This window comes from Agrococcus citreus (assembly GCF_039527715.1).
In the GTDB taxonomy this organism is placed as follows: Bacteria; Actinomycetota; Actinomycetes; order Actinomycetales; family Microbacteriaceae; genus Agrococcus; species Agrococcus citreus.
Window position 1 is genome coordinate 36908 of the sequence record NZ_BAAAKK010000001.1, and the last position, 25121, is coordinate 62028.

27 protein-coding genes are annotated in these 25121 nt (G+C 73.7%); 13 read left to right on the plus strand and 14 right to left on the minus strand.

Going from position 1 to position 25121, the window contains the following annotated elements:
- Positions 1-32 precede the first annotated feature (32 nt).
- Positions 33-953, minus strand: a complete 921-nt coding sequence (locus ABD106_RS00165; RefSeq protein ID WP_343916136.1) for a tetrahydrodipicolinate N-succinyltransferase N-terminal domain-containing protein — start codon at positions 951-953, stop codon at positions 33-35.
- A 23-nt stretch (positions 954-976) separates the two neighbouring features.
- Here ABD106_RS00165 and dapE point away from each other — a divergent pair, with 23 nt between their 5' ends.
- From dapE to ABD106_RS00180, 3 genes are all read left to right on the plus strand, one after another.
- The gene (gene dapE / locus ABD106_RS00170) at positions 977-2059 is read left to right on the plus strand and encodes a succinyl-diaminopimelate desuccinylase (RefSeq protein ID WP_343916138.1); all 1083 of its coding nucleotides are present in this window, start codon (positions 977-979) and stop codon (positions 2057-2059) included.
- A complete protein-coding gene (locus tag ABD106_RS00175) occupies positions 2041-3246 on the plus strand; it encodes a hypothetical protein (RefSeq protein ID WP_343916140.1) in 1206 nt (401 codons plus the stop codon). The genes dapE and ABD106_RS00175 overlap by 19 nt, the downstream gene beginning before the upstream one ends.
- Positions 3247-3352: 106 nt before the next feature.
- Positions 3353-3526 carry a DUF3117 domain-containing protein gene (locus ABD106_RS00180; RefSeq protein ID WP_123698332.1) on the plus strand — a complete coding sequence of 58 codons (174 nt, stop codon included), beginning with the start codon at positions 3353-3355 and terminating at the stop codon, positions 3524-3526.
- Positions 3527-3635: 109 nt separating this feature from the next.
- On the opposite strand, the gene ABD106_RS00185 is transcribed toward ABD106_RS00180, so the two are convergent.
- Positions 3636-4286, minus strand: a complete 651-nt coding sequence (locus tag ABD106_RS00185; RefSeq protein ID WP_343916143.1) for an O-methyltransferase — start codon at positions 4284-4286, stop codon at positions 3636-3638.
- Positions 4287-4371: 85 nt separating this feature from the next.
- On the opposite strand from ABD106_RS00185, the gene ABD106_RS00190 reads away from it, so the two are divergent.
- Positions 4372-4740, plus strand: a complete 369-nt coding sequence (locus ABD106_RS00190; protein ID WP_343916145.1) for a twin-arginine translocase TatA/TatE family subunit — start codon at positions 4372-4374, stop codon at positions 4738-4740.
- A gap of 518 nt (positions 4741-5258) precedes the next feature.
- Here ABD106_RS00190 and ABD106_RS00195 read toward each other — a convergent pair.
- The 3 genes from ABD106_RS00195 to ABD106_RS00205 are packed head-to-tail and all read right to left on the minus strand — an operon-like array spanning position 5259 to position 8045.
- Positions 5259-6341: an Mrp/NBP35 family ATP-binding protein gene (locus ABD106_RS00195; RefSeq protein ID WP_343916147.1), complete on the minus strand. Its 1083-nt coding sequence runs from the start codon at positions 6339-6341 to the stop codon at positions 5259-5261.
- Positions 6338-6826 (minus strand): DUF1003 domain-containing protein, encoded by a 489-nt coding sequence (locus ABD106_RS00200; protein WP_343916149.1) that lies wholly within the window; start codon positions 6824-6826, stop codon positions 6338-6340. The genes ABD106_RS00195 and ABD106_RS00200 overlap by 4 nt, the downstream gene beginning before the upstream one ends.
- Positions 6819-8045: a magnesium transporter MgtE N-terminal domain-containing protein gene (locus tag ABD106_RS00205; RefSeq protein WP_343916151.1), complete on the minus strand. Its 1227-nt coding sequence runs from the start codon at positions 8043-8045 to the stop codon at positions 6819-6821. The genes ABD106_RS00200 and ABD106_RS00205 overlap by 8 nt, the downstream gene beginning before the upstream one ends.
- A 101-nt stretch (positions 8046-8146) precedes the next feature.
- On the opposite strand from ABD106_RS00205, the gene ABD106_RS00210 reads away from it, so the two are divergent.
- The gene (locus ABD106_RS00210; RefSeq protein WP_343917820.1) at positions 8147-8686 is read left to right on the plus strand and encodes a YflT domain-containing protein; all 540 of its coding nucleotides are present in this window, start codon (positions 8147-8149) and stop codon (positions 8684-8686) included.
- A 34-nt stretch (positions 8687-8720) separates the two neighbouring features.
- Here the strand turns inward: ABD106_RS00210 and ABD106_RS00215 are convergent, their stop codons facing one another.
- Together ABD106_RS00215 and ABD106_RS00220 are read right to left on the minus strand one after the other, a co-directional pair.
- Positions 8721-9047 carry a hypothetical protein gene (locus tag ABD106_RS00215; protein ID WP_343916153.1) on the minus strand — a complete coding sequence of 109 codons (327 nt, stop codon included), beginning with the start codon at positions 9045-9047 and terminating at the stop codon, positions 8721-8723.
- Between the two features lie 43 nt (positions 9048-9090).
- The gene (locus ABD106_RS00220; RefSeq protein WP_343916155.1) at positions 9091-9972 is read right to left on the minus strand and encodes a LysR family transcriptional regulator ArgP; all 882 of its coding nucleotides are present in this window, start codon (positions 9970-9972) and stop codon (positions 9091-9093) included.
- Between the two features lie 85 nt (positions 9973-10057).
- Between ABD106_RS00220 and ABD106_RS00225 the strand changes: the two genes are divergently transcribed.
- Positions 10058-10729 carry a LysE/ArgO family amino acid transporter gene (locus ABD106_RS00225; RefSeq protein ID WP_343916157.1) on the plus strand — a complete coding sequence of 224 codons (672 nt, stop codon included), beginning with the start codon at positions 10058-10060 and terminating at the stop codon, positions 10727-10729.
- A gap of 25 nt (positions 10730-10754) precedes the next feature.
- Here ABD106_RS00225 and ABD106_RS00230 read toward each other — a convergent pair whose 3' ends face one another.
- Positions 10755-12245 (minus strand): aminopeptidase P family protein, encoded by a 1491-nt coding sequence (locus ABD106_RS00230; protein ID WP_343916159.1) that lies wholly within the window; start codon positions 12243-12245, stop codon positions 10755-10757.
- Positions 12246-12293: 48 nt separating this feature from the next.
- The gene (locus ABD106_RS00235) at positions 12294-12830 is read right to left on the minus strand and encodes an ArsR/SmtB family transcription factor (protein WP_343916161.1); all 537 of its coding nucleotides are present in this window, start codon (positions 12828-12830) and stop codon (positions 12294-12296) included.
- Between the two features lie 57 nt (positions 12831-12887).
- Between ABD106_RS00235 and ABD106_RS00240 the strand changes: the two genes are divergently transcribed.
- The 3 genes from ABD106_RS00240 to ABD106_RS00250 are packed head-to-tail and all read left to right on the plus strand — an operon-like array spanning position 12888 to position 15693.
- The gene (locus ABD106_RS00240) at positions 12888-14156 is read left to right on the plus strand and encodes an MFS transporter (RefSeq protein ID WP_343916163.1); all 1269 of its coding nucleotides are present in this window, start codon (positions 12888-12890) and stop codon (positions 14154-14156) included.
- A gap of 38 nt (positions 14157-14194) precedes the next feature.
- Positions 14195-14989: an alpha/beta fold hydrolase gene (locus ABD106_RS00245; protein ID WP_343916165.1), complete on the plus strand. Its 795-nt coding sequence runs from the start codon at positions 14195-14197 to the stop codon at positions 14987-14989.
- On the plus strand, positions 14986-15693 hold the full coding sequence (locus tag ABD106_RS00250) for a lipase family protein (RefSeq protein WP_343916167.1): 708 nt from the start codon (positions 14986-14988) through the stop codon (positions 15691-15693). Before ABD106_RS00245 ends, ABD106_RS00250 begins: the two co-directional genes overlap by 4 nt.
- A gap of 6 nt (positions 15694-15699) precedes the next feature.
- On the opposite strand, the gene ABD106_RS00255 is transcribed toward ABD106_RS00250, so the two are convergent.
- Positions 15700-16809, minus strand: coding sequence for a cell wall-binding repeat-containing protein (locus tag ABD106_RS00255; RefSeq protein WP_343916169.1), 1110 nt, complete (start codon positions 16807-16809; stop codon positions 15700-15702).
- A gap of 111 nt (positions 16810-16920) precedes the next feature.
- Here ABD106_RS00255 and ABD106_RS00260 point away from each other — a divergent pair, with 111 nt between their 5' ends.
- Positions 16921-18495 (plus strand): SGNH/GDSL hydrolase family protein, encoded by a 1575-nt coding sequence (locus ABD106_RS00260; protein WP_343916171.1) that lies wholly within the window; start codon positions 16921-16923, stop codon positions 18493-18495.
- A 25-nt stretch (positions 18496-18520) separates the two neighbouring features.
- Here the strand turns inward: ABD106_RS00260 and ABD106_RS00265 are convergent, their stop codons facing one another.
- On the minus strand, positions 18521-19528 hold the full coding sequence (locus ABD106_RS00265; RefSeq protein WP_343916173.1) for an endonuclease/exonuclease/phosphatase family protein: 1008 nt from the start codon (positions 19526-19528) through the stop codon (positions 18521-18523).
- 88 nt (positions 19529-19616) lie between these two features.
- Here ABD106_RS00265 and ABD106_RS00270 point away from each other — a divergent pair, with 88 nt between their 5' ends.
- Positions 19617-20498 (plus strand): PHP domain-containing protein, encoded by an 882-nt coding sequence (locus ABD106_RS00270; RefSeq protein ID WP_343916175.1) that lies wholly within the window; start codon positions 19617-19619, stop codon positions 20496-20498.
- 112 nt (positions 20499-20610) lie between these two features.
- On the opposite strand, the gene ABD106_RS00275 is transcribed toward ABD106_RS00270, so the two are convergent.
- Positions 20611-22104, minus strand: a complete 1494-nt coding sequence (locus ABD106_RS00275; protein ID WP_343916177.1) for a DEAD/DEAH box helicase — start codon at positions 22102-22104, stop codon at positions 20611-20613.
- 87 nt (positions 22105-22191) lie between these two features.
- Here ABD106_RS00275 and ABD106_RS00280 point away from each other — a divergent pair, with 87 nt between their 5' ends.
- Complete coding sequence (locus tag ABD106_RS00280) at positions 22192-22917, plus strand: ferritin-like fold-containing protein (protein WP_343916179.1); 726 nt, start codon at positions 22192-22194, stop codon at positions 22915-22917.
- Positions 22918-22933: 16 nt separating this feature from the next.
- Here ABD106_RS00280 and ABD106_RS00285 read toward each other — a convergent pair whose 3' ends face one another.
- Both ABD106_RS00285 and ABD106_RS00290 read right to left on the minus strand, forming a co-directional pair.
- On the minus strand, positions 22934-23236 hold the full coding sequence (locus tag ABD106_RS00285; RefSeq protein ID WP_343916181.1) for a hypothetical protein: 303 nt from the start codon (positions 23234-23236) through the stop codon (positions 22934-22936).
- Positions 23236-23454 (minus strand): DUF3107 domain-containing protein, encoded by a 219-nt coding sequence (locus ABD106_RS00290; RefSeq protein ID WP_343916182.1) that lies wholly within the window; start codon positions 23452-23454, stop codon positions 23236-23238. Before ABD106_RS00290 ends, ABD106_RS00285 begins: the two co-directional genes overlap by 1 nt.
- A 113-nt stretch (positions 23455-23567) precedes the next feature.
- Between ABD106_RS00290 and ABD106_RS00295 the strand changes: the two genes are divergently transcribed.
- Positions 23568-25121: UvrD-helicase domain-containing protein (locus ABD106_RS00295; RefSeq protein WP_343916183.1), on the plus strand; the 1554-nt coding region annotated here is incomplete at its 3' end.

Below are 25121 nucleotides of genomic sequence, written 5' to 3' on the forward strand. Positions count from 1 at the left end.
GCAGGGGAGGGGAGCGGCCCGCACCCTGCGGGTCAGTGCAGCAGCGCGTTGAGCTCGACGCCCCGACCGTCGCGCGCGACGACCTCGACGGCGCCGGTGACCGAGTTGCGGCGGAAGAGCAGCCCTGGGCTGCCCGAGAGCTCGATGGCCTTGACGGTCTCGCCCGACGGCACGAGCGTGACCTTCGTGCCGGCCGTGACGTAGAGGCCGGCCTCGACGACGGAGTCGTCGCCGATCGAGATGCCGACGCCCGCGTTCGCGCCCAGCAGCACGCGCTCGCCGAGCTGCACGCGCTCCTTGCCGCCGCCCGAGAGCGTGCCCATGATCGAGGCGCCGCCGCCGATGTCGGTGCCGTCGCCCACGACGACGCCCTGCGAGACGCGACCCTCGACCATCGAGGTGCCGAGCGTGCCGGCGTTGAAGTTGACGAAGCCCTCGTGCATGACGACGGTGCCGGGCGCGAGGTGGGCGCCGAGGCGGATGCGCGAGGCGTCGCCGATGCGCACGCCGTCGGGGATGACGAAGTCGGTCATGCGCGGGAAGCGGTCGACGAGCTGCACCTGGATGCCGGCGCGCTGCAGCCGCACGCGGTGGCGGGCGGCCCAGTCGGGGTCGACGGCGCCGGCGTTCGTCCACGCGACGACGGGCAGCGCGGCGAAGATGCCGTCGAGGTTGATCGAATTGGGCTGCACGAGCCGGTGGCTCAGCAGGTGCAGTCGCAGGTAGGCGTCCTCCGTCGACGCGGGCGGCGCATCCAGGTCGATCTCGACGTGCCGGTGCTCGAGCACGACGCCGCGCTCCGGTACGGGGCCGGCCTGGTCGCCCAGGTCGCCGCCGCCCATCCACGCCTCATCGCCGCTCGCCGCGCCGAGCGCGGGCGAGGGGAACCACGCGTCGAGCGCCCGCCCGTCGAAGACGGTGACGAGCGCATGTCCGTGTGCGGGGCGAGCCATGCTCCAAGTCTAGGCTTGGGCCCATGACTGCCCTCTCGCTCGACCTGACCGCCACGAGCGTCGAGCTGACGCGCGTGCTGTGCGACATCGACTCCGTCTCCGACAACGAGGGCCCGCTCGCCGACGCGATCGAGGCCGCGGTGCAGGCCGTGCCGCACCTCACCGTCACGCGCGTGGGCGACACGGTCGTCGCGCGCACCGAGCTGGGGCGCGAGCGCCGGGTCGTGATCGCCGGGCACATCGACACCGTGCCGATCAACGGCAACGTGCCCTCCCGCGAGGTGGAGGTCGAGGGCGAGCCGCACCTGTGGGGCCGCGGGACCGTCGACATGAAGGCGGGCGTCGCGGTGCAGCTGAAGCTCGCCGCCGAGCTCGCCGAGCCCATCGTCGACCTCACGTGGATCTGGTACGACCACGAGGAGGTGGGGGAGGAGCTCAACGGGCTGCGACTGCTCGCCGCCGCGCACCCCGAGCTCATGCAGGGCGACTTCGCGATCCTCGGCGAGCCGTCGAACGGGCACATCGAGGGCGGCTGCAACGGCACGCTCCGCGCCGAGATCCGCACGCGCGGCGTGCGCGCGCACTCGGCCCGATCGTGGGTGGGCCACAACGCGATCCACGACGCCGCCGAGGTGCTCCAGGTGCTGCAGTCGTACCGGCCGCGCACGATCGACGTCGAGGGGCTCGCGTTCCGCGAGGGCCTCAACGCCGTCATGATCTCCGGCGGGGTCGCGACGAACGTCATCCCCGACGAGTGCATCGTGCAGGTGAACTACCGCTTCGCGCCCTCGCGCTCGCTCGAGGAGGCGACGGCGCACGTGGTCGACCTCTTCGAGGGCTTCGAGGTGCGCGTCGTCGACGCCGCGCCCGGCGCGCGACCGGGGCTCGACGACGCGCTCGCGCGCGAGTTCATCGCGGCCGTCGGCGCGACCCCGCAGCCGAAGTACGGCTGGACCGACGTCGCGCGCTTCTCGGCGCTCGGCATCCCCGCGGTGAACTTCGGCCCGGGCGACCCGTCGAAGGCGCACGCCGACGACGAGTCGGTGCCGATCGCGCAGATCATCGCGACCGAGGAGAGCCTCCGGACGTGGCTCTCGCCGGCCTGACCGAGCGCCGTCCGCTCGGCGCGGGCGGCTCGGGCGCAGGTGTCGAGCGCTGGTGGCTGTGGCCCGCGGCGCTCTGGCTCGTCTCCCGGCTGATCAGCACCGCGTTCCTCGCCGCCTTCGCGGGCCGCCAGGAGCAGAGCTCGTGGACGCCCGCGGGCCCCGGCCTGCTCGACTACTCCACGATGTGGGATGCCCACTGGTACTTCATCGTGTCGGTCGCAGGCTACCCGGCAGAGCTGCCGCTCGACGACGAGGGCCACGTGGGCGAGAACGCGTGGGCGTTCATGCCCGTCTACCCGATGGTTGCGCGGCTGCTCACCGCGGTGGGGCTGCCGTGGGAGGCGGCGGCGGTGCTCGTCTCCGTCGCGGCGTCGCTCGCGTTCGCGCTGGTCGCCTACCGGCTGTTCGCCGACATCGCCCCCGGCCGGGAGCGCTTCGCGCTCGCGATCGTGCTGCTGTCGCCCACGGCCCCCGTCTTCCAGCTCGGCTACGCGGAGCCGCTCTTCCTGCTGCTGCTCGCGGGCGTGCTGCTCGCGTGGCGGCTGCGCGCGTGGCCGTGGCTGTGGGTGCTGCTGCCCGTGCTCTCGCTCACCCGCCCTGGCGGGCTCGCCTTCGCCCTCGCGCTCGGGCTGTGGTTCCTCATCCGCCTCTCGCGCGACCGCGCATCCTTCCCCGCCGATGAGCGACGGATGCTCGTGGGGCTCGGGGCGTGGAGCGCGCTCTGGGGCTTCGGCTGGCTCATCGCGTGCACCCTCGTCACCGGCAGCACGAGCGCGTACCTCGAGACCGAGCTCAGCTGGCGCTCCGCCTACATCGGCAGGCAGGAGCTCGTGCCGCTCACGCCGTGGCCGATCGGGCTCGAGTGGTGGTTCGGCGCGTGGTGGCCGCTCTGGCTCGTCGGCATCGTGGCAGCGGCGGTCGCGCTGCTCGCGGGGCCGTGGCGCACGGGCGTCGCGCTCGAGCCGCGGCTCTGGACGATCGCGTACCTGCTCTACCTCGCGGCGGTGTGGTTCCCGCAGTCGTCGACCTGGCGGCTGCTCATGCCCATCTTCCCCGCGGCCGCGCTGCTCGCGGCCCTGCGCCCGACGTGGGTGAGAGCGCTCCTGCTCGGTGCGTGCATCGTGCTGCAGCCGGTCTGGATCTGGTTCTGCTGGCACGTGGACGGCGCCGACTGGACCGTGCCGTAGCCGCGAGCCGCGCGCGCTACCACTGCTGTCAGTGGGTCGCCATCGAAAAAGCCCGCACGAGAACGTGAGACAATAGCGGCAGCAGAGAACCGAAAGGGGTGCCTCTATGGCCGCCATGAAACCACGCACCGGAGATGGACCGCTCGAGGCCGTCAAGGAGGGTCGGGTCATCGTCGTCCGCGTCCCTCTCGAGGGCGGCGGACGCCTCGTCGTCTCCGTCAACGACGCCGAGGCTGCAGCGCTGCACAAGGCGCTGGGCGAGGTCGTCGTCACCGCCTGAGCACGTCTGGCCCACGGGCTGACTGAGAGGGGGCCGATCCATGGCGGATCGGCCCCCTCTCGCTGTCTCGGGGCGCGCGCAGGCGCGTCGCGGAGACCAGTGCTGCGGTCTAGCGCTGTGGAGCGGGCGGCTCGGGCTTGCGCACGATCTGGAGCAGGCCGTCGCCGACGGGCAGGACGGCGGCCTGCACGGCGTCGCTCGTCGAGAGCTCCTTGAGCAGCGCGCGCACGTCGGCGACGGCGTCGTCGCGCTGCGCGGGGTCGGCGACCTTGCCACCGAGCAGCGCATGGGCGACGAGCACGGAGCCGCCGACGCGCACGAGCGCGAGGGCGTGCTCGACGTACTCGAGCATCCCCGCCTGGTCGGCGTCGAGGAAGACGATGTCGTAGCTCGCCTCGTTCATGCGGGGGAGCACGTCGCGCGCCTTGCCCGTGATGAGGCGGGCGCGCGTCACCGGGATGCCGGCCTTCGCGAACGCCGCGCGCGCGTGCTGCTGGTGATCGAGCTCGGTGTCGATCGACGTGAGCGTCGCACTGGGAGCGCCGCGCAGCAGCCACAGGCCGCTGACGCCCGCGCCCGTGCCGACCTCGAGGATCGCGGCGGCCTGCGTCGACGCGGCGACCGCGGCGAGCTGCGCGCCGACGGCGGGCGCGATGGGCGTGATGCCGAGCTCGACGGAGGCGTCGCGCGCGGCGGTGAAGACCTCGTCCTCGCTCGCGAGGTCGTCGAGGTACTTGGCGATGAGCGATTCAGTAGGCACGGTTCCTCCGTCCACGACCCTAGCCGTGCGGTGCGAGCGCCGCCTCCAGGCTCGCCGCCGAGTCGTGCTCGACTACCCTGGAGCTGTGTCCCTCGCAGGCATCACCCTCGACAAGCTGCTGCTGATCGCAGTGCTCGCGGCCATCCTCATCGGCCCCGAGCGGCTGCCCGCGCTCGCGGAGAAGCTCGGCGCCCTCGTGCGCGGCCTGCGCGACCTCGCCGGCGGAGCGAAGGAGCGGATGCGCGAGGAGATGGGCCCGGAGTTCGACGAGGTCGACTGGCGCCGGCTCGACCCGCGGCAGTACGACCCGCGCCGCATCGTCATGGATGCGCTGCGCGACGACCCGAAGCCCGCGGACTTCGCGGCCGCCGCGGCGGCATCCTCGGTCGCGACGGTCTCGGGCCTCCCCACCCGCGACGCGGGCCCCATGCGCTTCGACGACGAGGCCACGTAACCGCCCGCCGCCGAGCGGCGTCTCCCGCGCCTGAGTGGTCATCTCCGCGTCTGAGTGGTCATCTCCGCGCCTGAGTGGTCAATCCCGCGCTTGAGTGGTCACTTCCACGCTTGAGTGGTCAATCCCGCGCTTGAGTGGTCACTTCTGCGCGTCAGTGGTCACGTCCGCGCTTGAGTGGTCACTTCTGCGCGTCAGTGGTCGATCCTGCAGCTCAGTCGGGCAGTCGCCAAGGTGGAGAGGGCACGCAAGCCTGGATGCCAGAGACGCACCGGGCGGTACGGTCCTTCGACTACGCACCCGTGTCCCACTCCGGTCGCGTCGCCCGCTCATTGCATCCTTGACCATCCCGGGTGCGCCGCACATCCGGAGCAGCGACCGCTCACGTGCGGGAGTGACCAGTCACGCGTGCGAGTGACCACTCAGGCGCAGGAGTGACCACTCAGGCGCAGGAGTGACCACTCAGGCACGGGAGTGACCAGTCGGACGCGGAAGTGACCACTCAGGGGCGGGGAGGCCCGTCAGGCCGGGGCGAAGGGGAGGGGGCGGCCCGCGATCGGGCGGGTGCCTCGCAGGGCCTCGGCGAGGGCGATGATCGCGGCGGCCGCGGGATCGGTCGGCTCGGTCGCCACGACCGGAGCGCCCTCGTCGCCGCCCTCGCGGAGCGCGACCGAGAGCGGGATGCGCGCGAGCAGCGGCACGTCGAGCCGTCGCGCCGCCTCGTCGCCGCCGCCCGCGCCGAAGAGCTCGAGGATCGAGCCGTCGGGCTGCGCGAGCCCCGCCATGTTCTCGACCACGCCGAGCACCTGCTGACCCGTCTGCCGCGCGACCTCCGCGGCGCGCTCCGCGACGTCGGCCGCCGCGCGCTGCGGCGTCGTCACGACGAGCACCTGCGCGTGCGGCAGCATCTGGCCGAGCGAGATCGCCACGTCGCCGGTGCCGGGCGGCATGTCGATGAGCAGCACGTCGAGGTCGCCCCACCAGACGTCGGTGACGAACTGCTGCAGGGTGCGGTGCAGCATCGGCCCGCGCCACGAGACGGAGCGGTTGCCGTCGACGAACATGCCGATCGAGACGAGCCGCACGCCGTGCGCCTCGGGCGGCATCATCATGTCGCCGACGCGCGTCGGCTTCGCGTCGCAGCCGAGCAGCGCCGGGATCGAGTAGCCGTGCACGTCGGCGTCGATCACGCCCACCGCGAGTCCGCGCGCGGCAAGCGCGACCGCGAGGTTCGCGGTCACGGTCGACTTGCCGACGCCGCCCTTGCCGCTCGCGATCGCGATGATGCGCGTGAGCGTGTCGGGGCCGAACTGCGCGGGCCGCGAGCCGCGCAGCCGCTCGACGAGGGCCTGGCGCTTCGCGGGGTCCATGATGGCGACCTCGACCGCCACGGCATCGACGCCCGGCACCGACGCGGCCGCCTGCCGCACATCCGCCTCGATCCGGTCAGCGGCGGGGCATGCCGCGACCGTCAGCTCGAGGCGGATGCGCGCGACGCCCGCGTCGATCGTCGCGGCCGGGATCATGTCGAGCTCGACGAGCGGCCGGCGGATCTCGGGATCGATGACGGTGCCGAGCGCGCGCTCGAGCAGGGGGTCGATCAAGACGCGGGCTCGCGCCGCTCGTCGAGGTCGTCGACGAAGCTCCGGAGCTCGGCGCGGATGAACTCGCGCGTCGCCATGTCGCGCATCGCCATGCGCAGCGCAACGACCTCGCGCGCGAGGTACTCGGTGTCGTTGAGGTTGCGCTCGGCGCGCAGCCGGTCCTGCTCGATCTGCACGCGGTCGCGGTCGTCCTGGCGGTTCTGCGCGAGCAGCAGCAGCGGCGAGGCGTACGACGCCTGCAGGCTCAGCACGAGCGTGAGCAGCGGGAAGCCCTGGTCCTGCGGGTCGAACTGCGCGTCGGCGGGCGCGATCGAGTTGTAGCCGAGCCAGAAGGTGACGAAGATCGTCATCCCGATGAGGAAGGCGGGCGTGCCCATCGCGCGGGCGAACGACTCGGTGAAGCGGCCGAAGCGATCCTGCGACTTCGGCATCGTGAAGCGGCGGCGGGCCTTGGGCCGCGCGAACTGCTCGTCGCGGTCAGCCATGCGAGTCCTCCTGCGCGCGCCAGTCGGCCGGCAGCAGGTGGTCGAGCACGTCGTCGATCGTGACGACGCCCACGAGCCTGCCGGCGGTGTCGACGACCGGCACCGAGACGAGGTTGTAGGCGGCCATCTGCCGCGTCACCTCCGCCGCGGTGTCGCTCGTGAGCACGGGCTCGATCTGCTCGTCGAGCAGCGTGCCGACGCGCTCGTTCGGCGGGTACCGGAGCAGCCGCTGGAAGTGCACCATGCCGAGGTAGCGGCCGGTCGGGGCCTCGTAGGGCGGGAGCGTCACGCACACCGCGGCCGCGAGCGCCGGGGCCACCTCGTGGCGGCGCATGAGCGCGAGCGCCTCGGCGACGGTGCCGTCGGAGGCGAGGATGATCGGCTCGGTCGTCATGAGGCCGCCCGCTGTGTCGGCGCCGAACGCGAGCAGCATGCGCACGTCCTCGGCCTCATCCGGGTCCATGAGGTCGAGCAGCGCCTCGCCGCGGTCGGTCGACATGTGCGCGATGAGGTCGGCGGCGTCGTCGGGCTCCATCTGGTCGAGCACGTCGGCGGCGCGGTCGTCCTGCAGCGCGTTGAGGATCTCGATCTGCCGATCCTCGTGCATCTCCTCGAGGATGTCGGCGAGGCGGTCGTCGGACAGGTCCTCGGCGACCTCCATCATGCGCTGCTGCGGCAGGTCGAGCATGGCGGATGCGGCGTCGGCGGCCGCGAGCTCGTCCAGCGAGGCGAGCAGGTGGTCGGTGTCGTGCTCCGCGTCGGACGCGTGCTGCACCTCGGTCCAGCGGGCGAGCGTCGTCGGTCCCTTGCCGAACGGGCCGACCTTGGGCTTGCGGAGGAAGAGCTCGTCGACCTCCCACTCGCCCGGTCCGCGCTCGGCGATCGAGAGGTCCTCGACGATCGCGGGGGAGCCGTCGCGCAGCGTCACGGTGCGGCCGAGCACATCGGCGAGCAGCAGCCGCTCGCCGCCGCGCTGGCGGAACCGTCGGTCGCTGATCGCGGAGGCGATGAGCTGGCCGCCGCCGATCGACAGCACGCGGCCGATCGAGAGGAAGACGCGCGTGCGGCCGCGGTCCTCGACGACGAGTCCGACGACGCGCGGGGATGCCGCGACGCGCGGCACCGTCACGACATCGCGCACCTTGCCGATCCGCTCTCCAGCGGGATCGAAGACGCCCGCGCCGGCGAGGCGCGCGACGAACACGGTGGGTGCGCTCATGGCGTCCAACGTACCGCCCGGCACCCCCGGTCGAGGTGTGACGCCGAGAGCGAACCGCCCGGAGGCGCCGCCGCGGCGCATGGGAGACTGGGGCCGTGAGCATGTTCCAGCGATCCGCCAGCGGCGACCAGCATCTGCCGCGCGGTGTCGTCGTGGCCTCCTACGAGACCTACGACCAGGCGCAGGCCGCGGTGGCGAAGGTGTCGGGCGCGCAGGCCGAGATCGCGGGGCTCGCGATCATCGGCAACGACCTCAAGCTCGTCGAGCGCATCGTCGGCCGGCTCACGTGGGGCAAGGTCGCGCTGCAGGGCGCGATGCGCGGCCTCGGCTTCGGCGCGTTCATCGGCCTCGTCTACCTGCTCTTCGTGCCCGAGGCGATCGCGTCGGTGCTGCTGTTCCCGGCGCTCGGCATCTCGTTCGGCATCCTCCTCGGGCTCACCTCGCACGCGATGACGCGGCGCAAGCGCGACTACGCGTCGGTGCAGCAGGTGCTCGCGGCCCGCTACGACGTCGTCGCGCCGCAGGAGACGGCGGGCAAGGCGATGCACATCATCGGCCAGCGCGAGGATGCCGCGGTGCCGTCGCCGCCCGCGCCCACGTCGGCGGGCCAGCAGCCGCCCGCGCCGCCAGCGCCGCGCTGAGGCGCCGCGGCGTCAGCGCCCGTCAGCGTCGGCGTCAGCGCTCCTCGGCGTCGCTGACCTCGAGGATCTCGAGCATGACCTCGCGCGAGATCGGCGCTCGGACGCCCTCGCGCCACTCGTCGATCGTGCAGCGGAGGCCGAGGCCATCGAGGTGCTCGAGCGTGCGCTGCAGCCGCGGCACGACCTCGATGTGGTCGCTGCCGAAGAGCGCCGCCGTGTACACGGGCTCACCCGCGCGGATCGCGTCGCGCAGCTCGACGCTCGAGCGACCGGTGATGCGGTAGAGCGACTGCAGCACGCCGCTGCCGAGGTCGGGCGATCCGTCGATCGTGAGCGAGATGGCGGTGTCGGAGGCGTGCACGGCTCCATAAGACCACACCGCGCCAGCACATCCAGTCGCGCGGTCAGGCGAGCGCGCGCGAGGTGCGCGCGGCCGTCTGCACCGCATCCGTCACGAGGTCGAGCAGCGGCGACGAGAGGTTCCAGCGCTGCCACCACAGCGGCACCTCGACGCCCGACTCCGCGAGCTGCACGAGCGAGCCGTCGGCCATGCCGGCCTCGAACTGGCCGGGCAGCAGCATGCCCCAGCCGAGCCCCATGCGCACGGCCTCGGCGTACTCGGCGGATGCGGAGATGACGTGCCGGGGCGCGTCGGCCCTCGCGCCGTGCCGGTGCGCGAACCGCGACTGGAGGGTGTCGTGGCGGTCGAAGTCGACGATCGGCGCCGCCTCGAGGGCAGCGCGCGAGAGGCCGTCGGCGAACCAGCGCTCGGCGAATCCGCGCTCGGCGACGGCGATGTAGCGCATCCGTCCGAGCGGCGACGCGATGCAGCCGGCGACCGGCGCGCGCTGCGAGGTGACGGCGCCCATGACGGTGCCGTCCTCGAGCAGCTGCGCGGTGCGCTCCTGATCCTCGCGGTGCAGCTCGAACGTCACCGACCGCGCTGCCGCGACGGCGGAGAGCGCGGGCATGAACCACGTGATGAGGGAGTCGGCATTGACGGCGAGCGGCACGCGCTGCGCGGCAGCGTCGGTGCCGAGCGCGACGCGCGCGTCGTGCTCGAGGAGCGCGAGCTGGCGCGCGAGCCGCACGAGCGCCTCGCCCGCCTCCGTCGCGCGCACGGGCTTCGTGCGCTGCAGCACGACGCGGCCGACCCGCTGCTCGATCGTGCGGATGCGCTGGCTCACCGCGCTCGGCGTGACGCCGAGCTGCACCGCCGCTCGGTCGAGCGTGCCGGCGTCGACGGCGGCGGCGAGCGTGCGCAGCAGCTCGAGGGGGAGGTCCATTCGCTGATCCTAGATGAAGCACTGCTTACGATGCTGCAGGATCATGCGCTGGACTGCATCTGGTGTCGCGCGTAGCGTCGTCGTCATGGACCAAGGGATCGTCGCGCTGCTGTCGGGCTTCGGGCTGTGCCTCGGCCTCATCCTGTCGATCGGCGCGCAGAACGCCGTCGTGCTGCGACAGGGCCTGCGCCGCGAGCACGTCGGCATCGTGGTGATCGTGTGCGTCGTGAGCGACGCGGTCCTGCAGCTGATCGGCGTCGCCGGCGTCGCCTCGCTCGTGACGGCGCACCCGTGGCTCGAGACGATCGCCCGCTGGGCAGGCGCCGCCTTCATCGTGGGCTTCGCGCTCCTGAGCGCCCGGCGCGCGTGGCGCGGCGGCGGGTCGCTCGAGGCGGCGCCCGACGCGCAGCCCGAGGACGCGCAGCCCGAGCCGTCGGGGAGCGGCGCGCAGGTCGCGACGCGCCGCCGCAGCGGTCGGCTCGCGACCCTCGCGACGATCCTCGCCGTCACCTGGCTCAACCCGCACGCGATCGTCGAGACGACCGTCGTGCTCGGCTCGGTCGCCGCGACGCACGGCGACGCGCGGTGGTGGTTCCTCGCGGGCGGCATCGCGGCGAGCACGCTGTGGTTCGTCGGCTTCGGCTACGGCGCGCGCTTCCTCGCGCCGCTGCTGCGCACGGAGCGCGCCTGGCGCATCCTCGACGGCGGCATCGCGATCGTCATGCTCGTGATCGCGGTCACGCTCGTGCTCGGCTGAGCCGGGCGAGCGCCGCCCGCGCGGGTCAGCGCTCGCGCACCTCGCGCATCCACGCCTCGACCTCGTCGGCCGTGCGCGGGATGGCCGCGGAGAGGTTGCGGGCGCCGTCGGCGGTGACGACGATGTCGTCCTCGATTCGGATGCCGATGCCGCGCAGCTCCTCGGGCACCGTCAGGTCGTCGGCCTGGAAGTAGAGGCCGGGCTCGATGGTGAAGACCATCCCCTCGCGCACGATGCCGTCGTGGTAGAAGTCGCGCCGCGCCTGCGCGCAGTCGTGCACGTCGAGGCCGAGGTGATGGCTCGTGCCGTGCACCATCCAGCGGCGGTGCAGCTGCTGGTCGGGCTCGAGCGATTCCTCGGCCGAGATGGGCAGCAGCCCCCACTCGGCGGTGCGTCGCGCGATGACCTCCATCGCGGCGGCGTGCACCTCCTTGAAGACGATGCCCGGGCGCACGATCGCGAAGGCCGCGTCGGCCGCCTCGACGACCGCGTCGTAGACGCGCCGCTGCACCTCGCTGAAGGTGCCCGAGATCGGCAGCGTGCGCGTGATGTCGGCGGTGTAGAGGCTGTCGACCTCGACGCCCGCGTCGAGCAGGATGAGGTCGCCCTCGCGCACGACGCCGTCGTTGCGCGTCCAGTGCAGGTAGCACGCGTGGTGGCCGGATGCCGCGATCGTGTCGTAGCCGACCGCGTTGCCGTCGAGCCGCGCGCGCCGGTGGAACGCGCCCTCCACGACGCGCTCGCCGCGCTCGTGCCGCGTTGCCTCGGTGAGGTCGGCGATCACGTCGTCGAAGCCGCGCGCGGTCGCGTCGACGGCGGCCTGCACCTCGGCGAGCTCCCAGGCGTCCTTCACGAGCCGCAGCTCGCTGAGGTCGCGAGCGAGGGTGTCGCCGTCGGGGTTCGCGTCGCCGAGGCGGGCCTCGACCTCGGGGTCGGCGCCCGTGACGACGAGCGTCGAGCCGTCGGCCTCGAGCGCCTCGTCGAGCGCGCCGAGGTCGGCGGTCGCGAGCCCCAGGTCGGCGGCGACGTGCTCGAGCGACGGTCGCGGGCCCACCCAGAACTCACCGATCGCGGGGTTCGCGTAGAACTCCGTCGTGCCGCGCCCCGCCGGTCCGCGGAAGTACAGCGTCGCCTCGTGGCCGGAGCCAGCGGGCTCGAGCACGAGCACCGAGTCGGGCTCCGCATCCGAGCCCCAGCCGGTCAGGTACGTGAAGTCGGCATGCGCGCGGAAGGGGTAGTCGGTGTCGTTCGAGCGCACCTTGAGCGATCCGGCCGGGATGACGAGCCGCACGCCCGGGTGCATCGCCGACAGCCGCGCACGCCGCTCGGCCGCGGGCGCGGCAGCGGGGCGCGCGTCGGGCGTCGTCGCCTCGCGCTCCGCCCAGCCCGACTGGATGTGCTCCGTGAACGCCGTCGAGGTCGGCGTCGTCGAACGGTTGGTCGTGCTCTGCGTGCTCGTGCTCTGCGCTGTCGTGCTCTGCGTGGTCGTGCTCTGCGTCGTCGTCGGCTCACTCATGCCGGCCATCCTCCCACCGCGCGGACGTGCGTGGGCGCCCCGGTTGCGTCAGCCGCGCGCCGGGCGCGGGTTGCGGTCGGCGTAGAGGGCGGAGAAGAAGCCGAGCGGCGTGCCGCCCTCGTCGGGTCCGCGCTCGCGGAACTCGTCGAGCAGGGCGAAGAGCCGCTCCTCGAACTCCGCGCGGTGCGCGTCGTCGAGCCGCATCCCCATCCACGACGCGTCGAGCTCGTCGGGGGAGAGGCCCTCGATCTGCTGCAGGAAGGTCTCGACGAGCACGGGCGAGCCGCCCGGCATCGACGTGCGCCACGACAGCCCGGTCGCGCGGTACGGCACCTCGCGCGCGCCACCCGCTCCGGCGCGCTCGGGCTCGGCCGCGAGGAAGCCGTTCTGCACGAGCGTGCGCACGTGGTGGAGCATCGTGCCGGGATTGACGTCGAGCAGCTCGGCGAGCTCCTTGTTCGTGCGCGACTCGAACGCGCACAGCCGCAGCGCGCGCAGGCGCAGCGGCGAGCTGAGCGCTCGCGCCATCGCCTGCGCTCGGGCGTCGGTGTCGTCCGCTCGCAGCTCGATCCGCTCGTCGCCCATGCCGCCACACTAGCCGACTGATTGACAACGCTCAATCGACGGCGCACACTGATCGACATGTCCCAATCACAGGCCGCGCCGACGCGGGTGCACCGCTCGTTGTGGCGCGACGGCAACTTCCTCACGATGTGGAGCGGACAGGCGCTCGCGCAGCTCGGCTCGCAGGTGACGGAGCTCGCGATCCCGGTGCTCGCGGTGCTGCTGCTCGGCGCCACCGAGCTCGAGGTCGGGTTCCTGGGCGCCGCCGGGGTCGCCGCCTTCCTCGTCGTCGGCCTGCCCGCGGGGGCGTGGATCGACCGCATGCGCAAGCGCCACGTCATGATCTGGGCGGATGCCGTGCGTGCCGTCGCGCTCGCGGCGCTGCCGCTGCTGTGGTGGGCGGGCGTGCTCGAGATGTGGCACCTGTACGCCGTCGCCCTCGTGGTGGGCGTCGCGACCGTGTTCTTCGACGTCTCGTACCAGAGCCTCATCCCGTCGCTCGTGCGGCCGGCGCAGATGGCGGAGGCGAACGGCAAGCTCGAGGCGACCTACCAGGTCGCGAACATCGGCGGCCCGGCTGTGGGCGGCTGGCTCATCGGCATCGTCGCGGCGCCGGTCGCGATCCTCGCGACCGTCGGCACCTACGCGGCCTCGGCCGTCGCGCTGCTGCTGACGCGCGATCACGAGGAGCCGCGCGCCGCCGACGACCGCGCACCGATCCTGCGCGAGATCGGCGAGGGCATGCGCTGGGTGTTCGGCAACCCGCTGCTACGCCGCATCGTGATGACGACCGGCGTCTTCAACTTCTCGAGCACGCTCTCGTTCACGCTGCTGCCGATCTTCCTGCTGCGCGAGCTCGGCTTCATCCCGGCGGCGATGGGCGTGGTCTTCTCGCTCGGCGCCGTCGGCGGGCTCGCCGGCGCGATCGCGACCCCGCACATCGTGCGGCGGATCGGTGAGGCGCGAGCGATCCCCGTCAGCGCGATCGCGTTCAGCGTCGTCGCGTGCCTGCTGCCGCTCGCCGCCGCGTTCCCCACGATCGCGTTCCCGCTGCTCGTGGTCCAGTTCTTCGTCGCGAGCGCCACGGTGCTGCTCTACAACATCACGCAGGTCACCTTCCGCCAGCGCATCACGCCGGCCCGACTGCTCGGCCGCATGAACGCCTCCATCCGCTTCTGCGTCTGGGGCGTCATGCCGCTCTCCGCGCTCGCGGCGGGCGCGCTCGGCACGTGGCTCGGCGTCGTGCCGGCGATGTGGATCGGCGCGATCGGGCAGGTGCTCTCGGCGGTCTTCGTCGTCGTGGGCCCCTTCTGGGCGCTGCGCGCGCTGCCCGACGCGACCGACTGACCCGGGGCGCACGCAGGTGCGCCTCGTACCCTGATGGGATGCATGTGCCCACGCCCGCAGGCGTCGCCGAGTGGCGAGCAGCCGCCGACACCGCCGACGACGCGGTCGTCGCATCCCACGTCGACGGCGACCACGTGCTGCTGCTGCGCCGCTGGCGGCGCGAGGGCGCGCCGGTCCTGCTGCTCGTGCACGGCATCGGCATGGGCCAGCAGTACTTCGGGCTGCTGCGCGAGGCGCTCTCGGCCGAGCTCGACGTCATCGCCCTCGACCTGCCCGGCTTCGGCGACTCTCCCGAGCCTGCCGAGAGCCTGCCGATGCCCGAGCTCGCCGACCTCGTGGCGGATGCGCTGCGCGCCATGGTCGACGCGCCGATCGTCGCGCTCGGGCACTCCATGGGCACCCAGGTCGTCGCCGAGCTCGCCGCTCGGCATCCCGACCTCGTGCGGCGCGTGGTGCTCATCGCACCGACCGTCAACCCACGTGAGCGCAGCGGCTGGGTGCAGGGGCTGCGGCTGCTGCAGGACCTCGCGAACGACCCGCCCATCGTCGCCCTCGTCGGGGCGCGGATGTACCTGCAGACCGGTGCGCGCTGGTACCTGCGCAAGCTCCGCTCGATGCTCGAGCACGACCTGCGCGACGTGCTGCCGCGCGTCGCGCAGCCGACGCTCGTCATCCGGGGCGACGAGGACCGGGTCGTGCCTGCGGACTGGGCCTCGCAGGTGCGCGACCTGCTGCCGGACGGCGAGCTGCGGATCGCGCGCGGCAAGGGCCACGAGGCGATGGTGACCGCGGCAGAGCCGGTCGCGCGCATCGTGATGGAGTTCGCGCGATGATCCCCGGCGAGGTCGCCGTGTGGGCGCGCGACTACCTGTTCGCCGCCCGCATGCACCTGCGCGGCAACCTCGACCCCCGGCCGCCCTCGCTCTCGGGCCCGCCCGGCGCGCGGGTGCACGTCGTGCTCATCCCCGGCGTCGTCGAGCGCTGGCCCTTCATGGAGCCGCTCGGCCGCAGGCTCGCCGAGGCCGGCATGGGCGTGCACTTCGCGCCGGAGCTCGGCCGCAACCTCGCGCCGGTGCTCGAGTCGGTGCCCGTCGTGGGCCGCGTCGTCGACGCGGTCGCCGCCGCGCATCCGGCCGCGAAGGTCGTGCTCGTCGGCCACTCGAAGGGCGGCCTGATCGGCAAGCGGCTCATGGTCGAACGGGCACTGCACCCGCAGCAGCCGCAGCCCACGGGGCTCGTGGCGCTCGCGACGCCCTTCGCCGGCTCGACGCGCGCCTGGATGGTGCGCGGCGCGGCGATCCGCGAGTTCGACCCCTCGAACGCGATGCTGCGCGCGCTCGCGGCCGAGCGCAGCGCCGACGCGCGCATCCACGTCGTGCTGCCGCGCATCGATCCGCACGTGCCCGGCAACGAGGTGCCGGAGGGGATGCAGGGGGTGCGGCTGCGCGCGAGCGGCCACTTCCGGCCGCTCGCGACGGCCGAGGCGGCCCAGGCGGTGCTGCGGGCGATCGACGCGCTCGCGCGCGCCGACGCCTGATCGCGGTCAGCCCGACTGCGAGCCCTCCGCGGGAGCGTCCGTGGGCGTCGGCGTGGGCGTCGGCGTCGGGCTCGGGATGGACGGCGGCTGCTGCCCGCACTGCGTCAGCATGGCCGAGCCCGCCGAGAGCGTCTCGATGGAGCCCACGGCGACGAGCCTCGTCGCCCCGAGGCGCTGCACGTCGCGCATGACCGCGTCGTGGTTGTGGCACAGCCGCGGCGCGAGGTAGAGCGTCGACCCGTTCGCCGCGGCGAGCTGCGCGGCCGCGAGCCCGTCCGGGAAGGTCTCGCCCGAGGCCATGTAGACGCGGGAGCCCGCGACCGAGGGCGTGAACGCGGCGTTGACGAGCGCGCTCGTCTCGTAGCGGTCGGTGCCGCCGAAGCGCGCGACGGTCGCGCCCGGCCGCTGCGCGAGGCGCTCCTCGATCGCGGTCGAGACGGAGGTCGGGCCGCCGGCGATCGCGAAGCCCGAGACCGCGCCGAGTCGGTCGAGGGCCGTCGCCGACCACCAGTCGGCGTCGGCGTGCGCGAGCACGATCGCGTGACCATGGCGCGCGGCGATCGCGGATGCGCTCAGCGCGTCGGCGAAGCTCCAGCCGTCGACGATCCAGACGCGGTCGACGGCCCTCGTCTTCCGCATGCGCTCGAGCAGCAGGAGCGACGTCTCGACGCGGTCGGCGCCCGCGACGCGCTCGATCCTCGCGCCCGGCACGGTGGTGCGCACGGCGGCCTCGACCGTGCCGTTGATCGACGGCATCCCGCCGACGATCACGATCGTGGAGGGCCGCAGCGCGGCGAGCCGGGCGCGGGTGGGCTCGCGCAGCGTGCCGCTGTCGGTGAGCAGCAGGTGGGCGCCCGCCGCCGCCGCGACCGGGGCTGCCGCGAGCGCATCGGGCGAGACGACGCCCGACGCGAGGAAGACCGTGCTGCTGCGCTGGTCCGGCATGCGCTCGGAGATCATGCTCGAGGTCGCGAAGCGATCGGCGCCGCCGATGCGCTCGAACGTATAGACCGCGGCGGATGCGGGAGCGGCGGCCGTCCACGCCAGCAGCGCGGCCATCCCGAGGGCGGTGACGGCGGCGAGCGCCGAGCGGCCGTGGCGGCGTCGAGCGTGCATGGAGCCCTTCGGGGTGGTTCGGCACGCGGCGGCCGAGTGCTGACGATGTGTCACTAGGGTAGGGGTACAGCGCGATCCTCCCGGTTCGCTCACCGCTCGAGGACCCGCTCCATGCTCCAGCTCCCCGCCCTGCGCGCACTGCTCGCCGCTGCCGTCGTCTCGCTCGTCGCCGTCACCTCCGCCGTCGCGGCACCGACGGCGCAGGCCGCGCCCCAGCTCCCGGCAGCGCAATCGCCTTTGGGACAGGCTCCCGCGGGGCAGGCGACGGAGGTGCGGACGCCCGCGGCAGCGCCCGCCCCCGCCGTCGTGCAGTGCTACGGCGACAGCATGCTCGACGCCCTGTGCCGCCCCGCTCCGCAGGCGCTCGGCGCGACGATGCCGGGCGTCGAGCTGCACAACTTCGCGATCGGCGGCATGACCTCGACCTCCATCGCGATCGCGGCCGGGCTGCACCAGCTCTCGCTCTCGCGCCCCGCCGTCATCCCTGCATCCGGCTTCGTCGAGCTCGCCGAGCCCATCGGCCTCGTGGAGTCGGCGCAGCTCACGGGTCGGGTCGTGATGCGCGCATCCATCAACGGCGTCGAGGGGCTGCTGAACCACCGCCCCGACCTGTCGCAGCCGTGGCGCTTCGAGCGCGAGGGGCAGGGCGCGGCGGTCGCGGTGCCGGTCGGCACGCCCATCCAGTCGCTGCAGCGGCCGCGCGCCGGCGCCGCCTCGATCGTCTGGGCGGGCACGAACAACCTCGAGCGGCCCGACCGCGTGCTGCAGGACGTCGCCGCGATCGTCGAGGCGCACCAGTCGGTCTCGGATGCGCCGATCTGGGTCGTGTCGGTGACGCCCGCGTGGAGCGACCGCTGGAGCGAGCGCGGCCGCAACCGCGTCGAGATCAATGCGCAGCTCGAGCGCTGGTACGGCCAGCGCTACATCCCGCTCGACGAGTACCTCGCGAACGGCGCCCTCTACGAGGCGGGCATCGAGCCGACTCGAGCCGATCGCGACGCGGTCGAGCAGGGCTTCAACCCGCGCTCCTTCTGGCTCAACGAGCACGACCTCACGCACTTGAACTTCCCCGGCCAGATGGCCGCGGCCCGACTCCTCGACCGCTTCGTCACCAAGGGCGCGACCCTCGACTCCGTGCGTGCGCGGTTCGACGCGATCTCGACGATGGATGCCGCGGTGAGCGGCTCGAGCGTGACCGTCTCGGGGTGGGCGGCCGACCACTCCGACCTCTTCCGGTCGATCCAGGTCGGCGTGACGATCGACGGGCGGTGGATGGGCGCGACGCTCGCGGACCTGCCGAGCGACCACCTGTTCGCGTACGGCATCCCCGGTCGCCACGGCTACTCCTGGCGGTTCGACGGGCTCTCGCCCGGCGAGCACCTCATCTGCTCCGTCGCGGTCGGCTTCGGCGCCGGGGAGGATCACTTCCCGCCGTGCCGCACCGTCACGGTCGCCGCGAGGCAGCAGACGACGAGCGCCGACGCCGCCTCCGGATCCGCGTCCGCATCCGCACCCGCATCCGCACCGGCGACCCGGGCGTACGAGTGGACGCTCGAGGAGGCCGACCGATCGCTCGCGGTCGCCGTGCAGCTCGACGGCCGCTGGCACACCGCCGTCCGCGTCGACGCTGCCGCCGCGGCAGGCTCGGGCGAGTCCACGGTCTGGGCCGCGCTCCCGCGCCCCTAGGAGCCGCGCCCCTGGGAGTCGCGGCTCAGCCCGTCTGCCGCAGCTGCACGAGCACGGGCCGGTGGTCGGTGCCGACGTCGTCGAGGCCCGTGAGCACGCGCGCCGCGATCGGCTCCCAATCGGGGGTCGCGACGACGTGGTCGATCTGCGCGCCGAGCCACGGCGGCGCCCATGTCGGCCAGCTGCCGACGGCGCCGGCGCCCACCTGGCTCGCAGCGTCGCGGCACGTGCCGAGGTCGCCGCCGTCGACGCCGAGCGACGCCCAGTGGTCGAGCGTCGAGTTGAAGTCGCCCGCCATCACGACCGACGCGGAGCCGTCGCACAGGCCGGCGACGAACTCGAGGTCGGCGCGCCAGTTGCGCATCTGCTGCGGCACGGGCGCGACCGGATGCGTCGACACGAGCACGGGGCCGTCGCCGTCGTCGGGTCGGGCGACGACCGTCGGCAGCGTGCGCGTGCCGCCGACGGACGGGTCGGTCGTGTACTCGCCGAGCGCGGCGGAGATGAGCAGGGTCGTGTTGAGCGCGCCGTAGGCGGGGGAGTAGCCGGTCGTGTGCACCCAGAAGGGGTTGCCGCGCTCGCGCAGCAGCTCGGCCACCCGCACGCCGAGCGGGAGGGTCGTCTCGGGCAGCATCACGACATCCGCGCCCGTCTCGTCGATGACGCGAGCGACCTCCTCGGCGCCCGGCTCGTCGCCGAGCGTGTTCCACGTCAGCACCACGAGGTCGGCGCCGTCGCCGTCGATCGACTGCGACGCATCGACGCCGCGCGACACGTGCACGCCGCCGGAGACGAGCGAGAACACGAGGAGCAGCGCGACGACGCCGAGCACGAACGGGCGCACGCGCCGCCAGCCGACGAAGCACAGGAAGACGAGCGCGAGCACGAGCGCGATCCCGACGACGCCGATCCGCATCGACACGACCTGCGCGACGATCGGCGCCTGCTCGAGCCCGAGCGCCTGCGGCCACGCGGCGACCGCGAGGCACGCCGCGATGACGATGGCGAGCAGCCAGCCGAGGATCGGGAGCACATCCGGAGCGTAGGACACGGGGCCATGCACCGACTGTGGGACGCGGCCCGTGGAGGCCGTCGCGCGCACGCCGGAATAGGCTGGCGGGATGGAGCACGAGCCGGCGGACTGGATGCGCAGGGCGCCCATCGACCTGCACGCGCACTCGCGCGAGTCGGACGGCATGGATGCGCCCGGCGACGTCGTGCGCGCCGCCGCGGCCGCGGGGCTCGGCGTCGTCGCGCTCACCGACCACGACACCGTCACAGGCTGGCAGGAGGCCTCCGCCGCCGCGCTCGAGACGGGCGTCGCGCTCATCCCCGGCGTCGAGTTCTCGTCGCAGATCGGACCGGCGAGCGTGCACGTGCTCGGCTACCTGCTCGACCCCGAGGCGGGGGCGTTCGTGGGAGAGCGCGAGCGCATCCGGCTCGAGCGCGTCGAGCGCGCCGAGCGCATGGTGCACGCGATCGGTCGCGACTACCCGCTCACGTGGCAGCACGTCGAGGAGCACTCCGCGCCCGGTGCGACGATCGGCCGCCCGCACATCGCCGACGCGCTCGTGTCGCTCGGCATCGTGCCCGACCGCTCCGCGGCGTTCGAGGGCATCCTCCACTGGCAGGGCGGCTACTACCAGCCGCATCACGCGCCCGCGCCCGAGGAGGCGATCCGCATCATCCGCGACGCGGGCGGCGTCGCCGTGCTCGCGCATCCCGCCGCGCGCGGCCGCCCGGTGATGCGGATGGGCGTGCTCGGCGAGCTCGTCGACGCCGGGCTCGACGGCCTCGAGATCTGGCACCGCGACAACGACGAGCGCTCGCGGCAGCAGCTGCTCGCGGACGCCGAGCGCCTCGGCCTGCTCGTCACGGGCTCGAGCGACTACCACGGCACCGGCAAGCCCAACCTGCTCGGGGAGCACACGACCGCCCCCGAGGTGCTCGCCGAGATCGTGCGCCGCGCGACGGGCTCCGCGCCCGTCGTCCCGCTCGCCTGAACCGACGACGGGCGCCCGACGACGGGCGGCCGACGAGAGACGGCCGCGCGACGACGAACGGCCGCCCCGCGAGGGACGGCCGTTCGTGCGCTGCTGCTCTTGCGCTGCCGGTTCAGGCCTGCGCGGGCGGGGGCGTCCCTGCGCCGGAGCGGCGGCTGCGACGGCGACGGCGCGTCGGCGCCGTGTTGCCGTCGTGGTGCTCGGTGCCGCCGCCGTCGTGCGTGCCGCGTCCCTCGGGAGCGGTCGCCGCATCCGTCGACTGCGGAGCGCCGTCGCCACCACGACCGCGGCCGCGCGAGCGGCGCTGGCCGCCCTCGCTGCGCTCACCGCTGCGCTGGCCACCGCGCTCGCCGCTGCGGCCGCCGCGCTCGCCGCGGCCGCCGGGCGCCACGCCCTCGCGCTTGGCCTCCTTGTGCGGCGGCGTCGCGTGCAGGCGGCCCTTGACGCCCTGCGGGATGTTGAGGTCGGTGTAGAGGTGCGGGCTCGACGAGTACGTCTCCACCGGCTCCGGGCGGCCGAACTCGAGCGCGCGGTCGATGACCGACCACTTGTGGAGGTCCTCCCAGTCGACGAACGTGACCGCGATGCCGGTGCGACCGGCGCGGCCCGTGCGGCCCACGCGGTGCAGGTAGGCCATCTCGTCCTCGGGGATGGTGTGGTTGATGACGTGCGTCACGTCGTCGACGTCGATGCCGCGGGCGGCGACGTCGGTGGCGATGAGCACGTCCTTCTTGCCGGCCTTGAACGAGGCCATGGCGCGCTCGCGCGCCTCCTGGCTCATGTCGCCGTGCACGGCGGCGGCCTGGAAGCCGCGGTCGATGAGCTCCTCGGTGATGCGCGCGGCGGCGCGCTTCGTGCGCGTGAAGACGACGGTCTTGCCGCGGCCCTCGGCCTGCAGGATGCGCGCGATCACCTCGTCCTTGTCGAGCGCGTGCGCCCGGTAGACGACGTGCTCGATGTTGGCCTGCGCGATGGTGTCGTCGACGTCGGTCGCGCGGATGTGCAGCGGTCGCGACATGAAGCGGCGCGCGAGCGCGACGACCGGGCCGGGCATGGTGGCCGAGAAGAGCATCGTGTGCCGCACGGCCGGGACCTTCGAGAAGATCTTCTCGACGTCGGGCAGGAAGCCCAGGTCGAGCATCTTGTCGGCCTCGTCGAGCACGATCTCCTGCACGTTGGAGAGGTCGAGGATGCGCTGCTGCGAGAGGTCGAGGAGGCGCCCGGGGGTGCCGACGACGATCTGCGCGCCGGCCTTGAGCTGCTCGATCTGGCCCTCGTAGGCCTTGCCGCCGTAGATGGAGACGATCGTCGTCGGACGGTTGGAGGTGATGATCTCCATGTCCTCGGTCACCTGCACGGCGAGCTCGCGCGTGGGCACGACGATGAGCGCCTGGACGCCGGGCGCGGGCTCTGCACCGAGCCGCTGCGCGAGGGGCAGGCCGAACGCGAAGGTCTTGCCCGTGCCCGTCTTCGCCTGGCCGATGATGTCCTGGCCGGAGAGCGCGAGCGGGATGGTCTGGGTCTGGATGGGGAAGGGCTCGAGGATGCCGCGGTCGGCGAGCGCCTGGACCATGTCGGCGTCGATGGAGAGGTCTTGGAAAGTCAAGGGAGTGTTCCGCCTGTTCGTTTTGCTCGGGCCAGCCTACCGGCGGCATGCGGGAGCGGGGCGATTCGCGCCCATAGACTCCTGAGCGTGGTGAAGTGGTTCGACCGGACGCCGCGCGACGTGACGCGCCAGCTGCTCCGACAGCATCGCATGCCGGTCGTGGGCGATCGCGTGCTGCTGTCCGACGTGCGGCCCGCGCTCGTGCCCTTCGTCGGACAGGCGCTCGCGCTCGAGCTCGAGCTCGTCGCGAAGGCCGGCCGGGTGCTGGCCGACGCGCCGTCGCTCGAGGCGCGCATCGAGGTCGCGGAGGTCGTGCGCATCCACGCCGCCCGCGCGGCGGCGTTCGCCCGCATCCTCGAGACCGAGCCCGTCGACGCGGCCGACGCGATGCGCCCCTTCGCCGAGACCACCCGGTCGTTCGCCGACGCGATCGACGGCGCCGACTGGTACGAGCAGGTGCTCGCGCTGCACGTCGCGAGTGGACTGCTCGTCGACTTCTTCGTCGCGATCGCGCCCGGGCTGCCGGCCGACGATCGCGACGCGATGCTGCGCGCGCTGCGGAACGAGACGCCGCATCCGCTGCTCGTGGGCCTGCTCCAGCAGGCGATCGAGGCGACGCCGCGGCTCTCTGACCGGCTCGCCGTGTGGGGCCGCAGGATCGTGGGCGATGCGCTGCTGCAGATGTACCTGGCCGTCAACGGGCCCGACGACGCCGGTCGAGCCGTGCCGAGCCAGCCGCGGCTCGAGCCCGCGTTCAACGACATCGTCGCGTCGCACACGCGGCGCATGGACGAGCTCGGGCTGACCGCCTAGCGGCGGTGGACGAGGCTCAGGCGGATGCGCGCGTGAGTTCGGCGAGGTAGGCGGCGTCGGCGCGCTCGCGGCGGACCGGCAGCACGCGCGGGAGCACGAGCGCCACGACGAGCGCGGCCGCGAGGCTCGCGACCCAGAGCCACCCGTTGTCGCTCGACATGCCCGTCAGCCCGAGGATCGTCCAGACGATGCCGGCCGCCGCCGCCGATGCCGTGGGGTTGAGGAAGAGCCCCACCCACTGGCGTCCCGGCAGCAGGTAGCGCGCGACGAGGCCGATCGCCGCCCCCATGACCATCGGCACGAGGACGAGGATGGGCATCACGCGACGAAGCCGATCTTGCGCGTCGTCTCGCTGCCGATCTCGACGTAGGCGATCTGGCCGCTCGGGACGAGGTAGCGGCGGCCCTTGGCGTCGTCGAGCTTGAGGGGACCGGCCTCGAGGGCCGCCACCACCGCCGCCTCGATCTCCTGCGCGGTCTGCGCCGAGTCGAATGCGATCTCGCGAGCCGAGTCCTTGATGCCGATGCGGATGTCCATGCCTCTGAGGATAGGCGATCCGGCAGGGCGGTTCCGCCGCGTCCGCCGAGGGCGGAGCGACGGGCTGCGGTGCGGCGCCGAGGGGTGTCGGTGGCCGCCGATACCGTGGCGACGTGCCCGCACCGCGAACCCTGCTCGACCCCCTCGAGGTCGCCGTCCCCGAGCGGTCCGCCTCGCTCGACGCCTCGCAGGAGGCGGTGCTCGCCCTGGCCGAGGGCTCGTCGGCCATCGTGCTGGGCGTCTCGGGCTCCGGCAAGACGACGACGCTCGTCGAGCTCGCCGCCGACCGTCTCGCGCGCGGGCTCGACCCCGCCGCGCTGCTCGTCGTCGCGGGCTCCCGCCAGGCGGCGACTGCGCTGCGCGACCGGCTCGCGCGGCGCACGGCGCTCGTCACCCCGGGTCCGCTCGCGCGCTCCATGCCGTCGTTCGCGCACGCGGTGCTCACCGCCGAGGCGCTCTCGGCGGGCCGTGCGGCGCCGCAGCTGCTGTCGGGCGCCGAGCAGGACCGCATCATCGCCGCCATGCTCGCCGGCCACGCCGACGACGCCGCAGCCGGTGCGCCGAGCGGCCCCGCGTGGCCCGAGCACCTGGGTGCCGAGGTGCGCGAGCAGGCCGGATTCCGGGCCGAGCTGCGCGAGCTGCTCGCGGCCGCCGACGAGCGGGGCATCACGGCCGAGGCGCTCGCGCGCCGCGGGCAGGAGCGGGGCATGCCCGAGTGGGTCGCCGCCGCCGCCTTCAAGGACGAGTTCGACCGGCTGCAGCGGCTCGAGCGCCGCGGTGCCGACGCGGTGACCGCGGCATCGCTGCTGCGGCGGGCGGCGCGGGCGATCGCGACGGTCGACGAGGCCGCGCTGCCCACGCTCGTGCTCGTCGACGACGCGCAGGAGCTGACCGAGGGCGCGGTCGTGCTGCTCGAGGCGCTGCGCGGGCGCGGGGCGACGGTCGTCGCCTTCGGCGACCCCGACACGACCACCGGCGGCTTCCGCGGCGCCGACCCGACGCTGCTCGCGCAGCTGCCGTCCCGACTGGGCTTCGCCGACCAGTCCGGGCATCGCCTCGAGCTCGCGCTCGACCACCGGCACGGCCCGGCCGTGCGGGCGCTCGCGGGGCGCGTCGCCGAGGGCATCGGCACGGCCCTCGCCGGCACCCAGCGCGCAGCCCGCGCCGCGGGCTGCGCCGACGCGGTCGAGCTGCACCTGACCGCATCCGTCGACGACCAGGCGCGGCGCATCGCCCGCCTCGTGCACGAGCGGCGCGCGGCGGGGGTGCCGCACGACGGCATCGCCGTCGTCACCCGCACGGGCCGGGCGGCGAGCGAGCTCGCCTCGCTGCTCTCCGCCCTCGACGTGCCGGTCGCCGCGAGCGGGCCGAGCCGGCTGCGCGACACCGAGGTCGTCGACGCGCTCGTGCAGGTGCTCGCCGTCGCCACCGGCCGCCGCGAGCTCACGGCCGAGCTCGCGGAGCAGCTGCTGCGCAGCGACCTGCTGGGCCTCGACGCGCTCGCGGTGCGGCGGCTGAAGCGCGCGCTGCGCCACCGCATCATCGCCGAGGGCGGCGAGGTGCACGTGCCGGGTGCCGAGCTCGTGCGCGAGGCGGTGCTCGCGCCCGTGCTGCTCGAGGGGCTCCGCGGCGCGCGCCAGGGCGTCGACGCGGCGCGGCGGGGGGCC

Coding starts and splice junctions, on each gene's coding strand:
- ABD106_RS00255 (WP_343916169.1), bottom strand. CDS start 16,809: ATGCACGCTCGACGCCGCCACGGCCGCTCGGCGCTCGCCGCCGTCACC.
- ABD106_RS00220 (WP_343916155.1), bottom strand. CDS start 9,972: ATGGACCTCCCCCTCGAGCTGCTGCGCACGCTCGCCGCCGCCGTCGAC.
- ABD106_RS00180 (WP_123698332.1), top strand. CDS start 3,353: ATGGCCGCCATGAAACCACGCACCGGAGATGGACCGCTCGAGGCCGTC.
- ABD106_RS00285 (WP_343916181.1), bottom strand. CDS start 23,236: ATGCCCATCCTCGTCCTCGTGCCGATGGTCATGGGGGCGGCGATCGGC.
- ABD106_RS00205 (WP_343916151.1), bottom strand. CDS start 8,045: ATGAGCGCACCCACCGTGTTCGTCGCGCGCCTCGCCGGCGCGGGCGTC.
- ABD106_RS00250 (WP_343916167.1), top strand. CDS start 14,986: ATGATCCCCGGCGAGGTCGCCGTGTGGGCGCGCGACTACCTGTTCGCC.
- ABD106_RS00235 (WP_343916161.1), bottom strand. CDS start 12,830: ATGGGCGACGAGCGGATCGAGCTGCGAGCGGACGACACCGACGCCCGA.
- ABD106_RS00200 (WP_343916149.1), bottom strand. CDS start 6,826: ATGGCTGACCGCGACGAGCAGTTCGCGCGGCCCAAGGCCCGCCGCCGC.
- ABD106_RS00245 (WP_343916165.1), top strand. CDS start 14,195: ATGCATGTGCCCACGCCCGCAGGCGTCGCCGAGTGGCGAGCAGCCGCC.
- ABD106_RS00240 (WP_343916163.1), top strand. CDS start 12,888: ATGTCCCAATCACAGGCCGCGCCGACGCGGGTGCACCGCTCGTTGTGG.
- ABD106_RS00290 (WP_343916182.1), bottom strand. CDS start 23,454: ATGGACATCCGCATCGGCATCAAGGACTCGGCTCGCGAGATCGCATTC.
- ABD106_RS00165 (WP_343916136.1), bottom strand. CDS start 953: ATGGCTCGCCCCGCACACGGACATGCGCTCGTCACCGTCTTCGACGGG.
- dapE (WP_343916138.1), top strand. CDS start 977: ATGACTGCCCTCTCGCTCGACCTGACCGCCACGAGCGTCGAGCTGACG.
- ABD106_RS00225 (WP_343916157.1), top strand. CDS start 10,058: ATGGACCAAGGGATCGTCGCGCTGCTGTCGGGCTTCGGGCTGTGCCTC.
- ABD106_RS00210 (WP_343917820.1), top strand. CDS start 8,147: ATGTTCCAGCGATCCGCCAGCGGCGACCAGCATCTGCCGCGCGGTGTC.
- ABD106_RS00260 (WP_343916171.1), top strand. CDS start 16,921: ATGCTCCAGCTCCCCGCCCTGCGCGCACTGCTCGCCGCTGCCGTCGTC.
- ABD106_RS00270 (WP_343916175.1), top strand. CDS start 19,617: ATGGAGCACGAGCCGGCGGACTGGATGCGCAGGGCGCCCATCGACCTG.
- ABD106_RS00230 (WP_343916159.1), bottom strand. CDS start 12,245: ATGAGTGAGCCGACGACGACGCAGAGCACGACCACGCAGAGCACGACA.